This is a genomic window from Nocardioides sp. P5_C9_2 (assembly GCF_054049555.1).
Map to the genome: position 1 here is coordinate 1 of NZ_JBFUMD010000280.1, position 5,169 is coordinate 5,169.

Annotated in this window: 7 protein-coding genes; all 7 read right to left on the reverse strand. The window is 71.2% G+C overall.

Going from position 1 to position 5,169, the window contains the following annotated elements; genetic code table 11:
* On the reverse strand, positions 1–250 hold a 250-nt coding region (locus ACXJKL_RS13885), incomplete at its 3' end, for a DUF3046 domain-containing protein (protein ID WP_457207632.1).
* Positions 172–783: an SAM-dependent methyltransferase gene (locus ACXJKL_RS13890; protein WP_457207633.1), complete on the reverse strand. Its 612-nt coding sequence runs from the start codon at positions 781–783 to the stop codon at positions 172–174. The genes ACXJKL_RS13890 and ACXJKL_RS13885, both read right to left, overlap by 79 nt.
* On the reverse strand, positions 780–1,313 hold the full coding sequence (locus ACXJKL_RS13895; protein WP_457207634.1) for a DinB family protein: 534 nt from the start codon (positions 1,311–1,313) through the stop codon (positions 780–782). The genes ACXJKL_RS13890 and ACXJKL_RS13895 overlap by 4 nt, the downstream gene beginning before the upstream one ends.
* 56 nt (positions 1,314–1,369) lie before the next feature.
* Positions 1,370–2,170: an ABC transporter permease gene (locus ACXJKL_RS13900; RefSeq protein WP_457207635.1), complete on the reverse strand. Its 801-nt coding sequence runs from the start codon at positions 2,168–2,170 to the stop codon at positions 1,370–1,372.
* On the reverse strand, positions 2,170–2,982 hold the full coding sequence (locus tag ACXJKL_RS13905; RefSeq protein WP_457207636.1) for an ABC transporter permease: 813 nt from the start codon (positions 2,980–2,982) through the stop codon (positions 2,170–2,172). The genes ACXJKL_RS13900 and ACXJKL_RS13905 overlap by 1 nt, the downstream gene beginning before the upstream one ends.
* On the reverse strand, positions 2,982–3,917 hold the full coding sequence (locus ACXJKL_RS13910) for an ABC transporter ATP-binding protein (RefSeq protein WP_457207637.1): 936 nt from the start codon (positions 3,915–3,917) through the stop codon (positions 2,982–2,984). The genes ACXJKL_RS13905 and ACXJKL_RS13910 overlap by 1 nt, the downstream gene beginning before the upstream one ends.
* Before the next feature lie 66 nt (positions 3,918–3,983).
* Positions 3,984–5,169 (reverse strand): AAA family ATPase (locus tag ACXJKL_RS13915; RefSeq protein WP_457207638.1); only part of this gene is annotated, 1,186 nt, incomplete at its 5' end.

The window sequence follows — 5,169 nt, forward strand, 5'->3', positions numbered from 1 at the left end:
GCTCGAGGACCCGCCACACCGCGGCCCACACCTGCTTGGGCGGCGTAACGGCGTCGAGGTCCTCCACGACCGTGCGACCGCCGAGGTCGGAGATGACGAACAGCTCGGCCCACGACCGCGACGACGCGGTGCCGAGGGTGTGGTCGAGACGGGCCYAGAACTCGGTGTGCCTCATCCGCGGACCGCCAGCGCTTCCAGCCAGGGCTCGCCGTCTCGGCCCGAACGGCGACGCAGCGTCTCGACCTGCCATCCGGCCTCGGCGAGCACCTCGCCCAGCGGCGCCTCGTGCCAGTGGACGAACCGACGCGGGGCCTCGATGCTCCCGTGCACGGACCAGGCCTCCCCGTCGCCTTCCTTGACCGTCAGCTGCAGGACGCCCCCGGCCCGGGTCGCCGTGGCCAGCCGCTCGAGCACCGTCGGGAGGTCGGCACGGTCGACGTGGAGCAGGCAGGCGTTGGCCCACACCCCGTCGTAGGTCCCGGGTGGGCCGAGCTCGTCGTGCAGCGGGTCCAGGACCCGTGCCTCGTGGCCGGCCTCCCGCAGCAGCCCGACGAAGCCGGGGGTGATGTCGGTCCGGTCGACGTGCAGTCCGGCCATCTCCAGCGCACGGGCGTCGCGGCCCCCGCCGCTGCCGATCTCGAGCACCCGGGCGGTGGGTCCGAGACGCGCGGCGAAGGCATCGACGGACGCCCTCGTCCCCTCGTCCAGCGCTGCGGTGACGTCGCGGTAGGCGGCCGCGTGCTCGTCGTACGCGCGGACGGTGGCCTGGACCGGATCGATCATGACGTGCCCACGTCGTGACCGTGGTGCAGCACGTCGTGGAGGTGGTAGAGCCCGAGCGTCTCGACGGTGAACTCGCTGCCGTCGGACCGGGTGCCACACCGGCCGGCCTGCTCGGCCGCCACGCTCGCATAGACGCCCGCCGCGTGTCCCGCCGCCTCGACCAGCTCCGCGTCGACGGTGGCCGGGTCCTGCCGGGCGTAGCCCGAGGCGATGGCCGTCTCGTCCTGGTCCCAGTTCGCGAAGCGCGGCGCGTCCTGCTCCAGCATCAGCACGACGCGCTCGGCGAAGAGCCGGTGCACGTCGCGGACGTGGCAGGCGTACTCCAGCGCCGACCACACGTCGGGCGCCGGGCGCCGGGCGGCATCAGCCCGGCCGAGCACGGACGACCAGGTCATCGCCGAGTCGTGCAGCAGCCCGGGCAGCGACGCCAGCGAGTGGGCGGCCGGGTCGAACCCGCACTCGGGGCACGGGCGCTCGAGGACCCAGGTCCAGTCCTTGGTGTCCGGGGCGATCGGATCGGGCGCGGCCATGGCTCCATCCTCTCAGCGGTCGGGGGCGTGCTCCACGCCAGGTGAGGGGCGCGGGGTCAGGTGAGCAGCAGCGTGTCCAACCGCCGGCGCACGACCGCCAGCCCGATGAGCCCCATGACGACCAGGTAGACCACCGAGACCGCGCTCTCCCAGCCGACCTGGCCCAACGTGAGCTCGCGGCACAGCACGACTCCGCGGTAGAGAGGGGTCGCCTCGACCACCCAGCGCAACCATCCGTCGTACGCGGTGATCGGGAAGAACGTCGCGGAGAACAGGAAGAGCGGCAGCTGGAGGAGGGTGATCTTGTCGAAGTCCTGCCACGAGGTCATCCACGTCGTGGTCGCCATGCAGACCGCCGAGAACGCGAACCCGATCAGCAGGGCGGCGGGCAGGGCCAGGACCGCCGTCCAGGAGTGCAGCATCCCCAGCGCCCACATGAGCAGGAGGAAGGCGACCGAGTAGCTCGACCCGCGCAGCTGCCCCCACAGGATCTCGCCGCGCGCGATGTCGGCCGTGGTCAGCGGGGTGGCGAGCATCTGGTCGTAGAGCTTGTCGTACTTGAGCTTGAAGAAGACGTTGTAGGTGCTGTCCATCAGGGCGCCGTTGAAGGCGCTCACCGCCAGCATCCCGGGCGCGACGAACTCGGCGTAGGGGATGGCCTCGCCACCCACCTCGAAGGTGGTGATCAGCTGGCCGACGCCGATGCCGATGGAGAACAGGAAGAAGACGGGCTCGAGGAACCCGGTGAGGAAGAGCTTCCACTGCTGGCGGTAGACGGTGTAGCTGCGGGTGACCAGCAGCCAGGCCGCCCGGGCCGGACCGAGCGGGGGGTGCACGGGACGGGTCGTGGTGGCCATCAGTCCGCCAGCCTCTGCTCGAGACCCGAGACCGACCAGAACCAGCCCACCGCGATCGCCGCGACGAGCACGCCGACGTTGAGGGCGGCCAGCGACCAGTCGACGGTGTCGAGGCAGAACATCCGGGACAGGTTGACCCCGTGCCACAACGGGGTGAGCCGGGCGACCCACTCCAGCACCGGACCGAGGTTGGAGATCGGGAAGAACGCGCCCGAGAACAGCGTCAACGGCAGCACCCCGAGCCGGAAGAGCACCCCGAACGYGGACTCGCTGCGGACCCGGGTGCTGTAGCCGTAGACCAGGACGGCGAAGGCCATCCCGACGAGCAGCTGCGAGCCGAAGGCGAGGAAGGGTCCCCACCACGACTCGAAGACGCCGAACGGGGCCAGCACCAGCATGAAGACCCCGCACGCGGTGGCGAGGCGGAACAGCACGAACATCATGTGGGCCGCGACCAGGTGCCGTGGCTCCAGCGGCGTGGCGATCATGGAGTAGTAGGTCTTGTGCCACTTGACCGCGCCCATGACGGGATAGGTGGTCTCCCCCACGGCGATGGTCATCGCGTGCGTGGCCACCAGGCCGGGCACGATGAACGCGAGGTAGGACGTCGCTCCCTCGAGCTTGGCCGGGTCGCCGGGGATGAAGCCGCCGAGCAGCACGCCCATCGCCACGACGTAGAACAGCGGCGAGACGAACGAGTTGATCGCTCCGCCCTTCCAGGTGCGCTTGAAGACCGTCCACCAGTAGTCGGTCTGTCGCAGCGTCCCGGTGACAAGGCTCAGTCCGGGGGCCGGAGTCGTCGCGGTGGCCATCAGTCCACCAACGTCCGGCCGGTCAGCTTGAGGAAGACGTCCTCCAGGGTGGAGCGACGCACCAGCACCCCGATCGGGTCGAGTCCCCGCTCGTGGACCTTGGCGATGACCTCCTCGCCGTCGGGGCTGTAGACCAGGATCCGGTCGGGCAGCACCTCGAGGCGGCCGAGGTCCTCGATCTTGTCGGCGATGACCTCGTGCGGGTTGGTCTCGTCGGTGATGGCGAAGCGGAGCTCGGCGACCTCGCGCGTCGAGTGCTCCTCGATGAGCTGCCGCGGCGATCCCTCGGCCGCGATGAGCCCCTTGTCCATGACCACCAGGCGGTCGCAGAGCTGCTCGGCCTCGTCCATGTAGTGAGTGGTGATCACCAGTGTCACGCCGGCCTGCTTGAGCCGGAAGAGCTGGTCCCACAGGACGTGGCGCGCCTGCGGGTCGAGCCCGGTCGTGGGCTCGTCGAGCAGCAGCAGGTCGGGTCGGTTGACCAGGCTGCGGGCGATGGTGAGCCGCCGCTTCATCCCGCCGGAGAGGTCCTCGACCTTGGACTTCGCCTTCTCGGTGAGCGAGACGAACTCGAGGAGCTCGTCGACCCGGCTGTTGACCTCGCCCTTGGGGATCCCGAAGTAGCGGCCGTAGATGTAGAGGTTGTCGCGGACGTTGAGCTCGTTGTCGAGGGTGTCCTCCTGCGGGCAGACCCCGAGCCGTCCGCGGATCGCGGGACCGTCGGTCGCGGGGTCCATGCCGAGGATCTCCAGCGAGCCGCCGCTGATGGGGCTGACGCTGGCGATCATGCGCATGGTGCTCGACTTGCCGGCGCCGTTGGGACCGAGGAAGCCGAACGCCTCGCCGCGACGCACGTCGACGTCGATGCCCTTGACGGCCTCGAACTCGCCGAACGACTTGCGCAGCCCCCTGGCCAGGATCATGGATTCACTCACCCTCGGAACCCTATAGAGGGGCACCGACACCGCTCGACCCGATGTCCGGCGCCCCGCCCGGCCGGCCTAGCCCGCCGCGCTGCCCAGCAGCGACCGCGTCAGCACCGCACCGTCCGCCTGCAGCTCGTGCGTGGCGGCGGCGWGGTCCTCGTCCACCGGATCCCGCTCGGCGATCGCCGCACGCAGCACCGCGCGGCGCACCAGCTCCTTGGCGTACGACGCCGTGGTGCCGGCCGCCGCCTCGGCCGCGGCCACGATCGCCTCGTCACCGAAGCCGGCGTCGGCGGCGTACAGGGCGATGAGCTGGCGGCGGGCCGCCTCGTCGGGCAGCGGGATCTCGACCGCCAGGTCGACCCGCCCCGGTCGCTGCGACAGCGCACGCTCGAGCGCCTCGGCGCGGTTGGTGGTGAGCAGGAAGACCACGTCGGCGTCCTGGTCGAGGCCGTCCATCGCGTCCAGCAGCGTGAAGAGGAGGGGCGACGAGCCACCGCCGTAGGGACCGTGGTCGCGGTCCTCCGCGATCAGGTCGACGTCCTCGAGCACGACGATCGCCGGCTGGTGGGCACGGGCGATCTGCGCGGCCTGGGCGACGAAGGCCATCTGGGTCCCGGAGAGCAGCACCACCGTGGTGTCGGCGCCGGCACCGATCAGGTGCCGGACCGTGTGGGTCTTGCCGGTGCCGGGCGGCCCGTAGAGCAGGATGCCGCGCTTGAGGTGCTGCCCGCGCCGGCGGAGCTCGTCACGGTGCACGGCCAGGTCGACGACGTGTCCGCGCACCTGGGTCAGCGTGCCCTCGGGGAGGATCACCCGCTCGGCCGGCAGGTCGGGACGCCGGACGAAGGTGATCCCGCCCATCGAGTGCTCGTACGGGTTGCCCGCGAAGCTGACCACCTGGCCGCGCAGCACAGAGCGCGAGACGGCCAGCTCGCGGACCTCGGCCAGCAGCGCCGATCCGACCTCCGGGTCCTCCACGATCACCTCGAGGCGGGCCTCACCGCCGTACTGCGGGTTGTGGCCGCGCTGGAGCACGACGACCGGCCGGTCGGCGTAGCGGAACAGGTGCAGCCCGAAGGCGACCGTGGCGCGCTCGTCGTCGGGCCCGGTCGCGACGTTGAGCCGGTCCACCTGACCCTGACGGAACCGCCCCCACTCCGCGTTGGCGATCAGGTCGCCCAGGGAGCTGTGGTGCCGCTGGTCGCCGCCACCCACGCCGACCAGCCGCGCGTCGCCGTCCCGCGCGGCGACCTCCGCC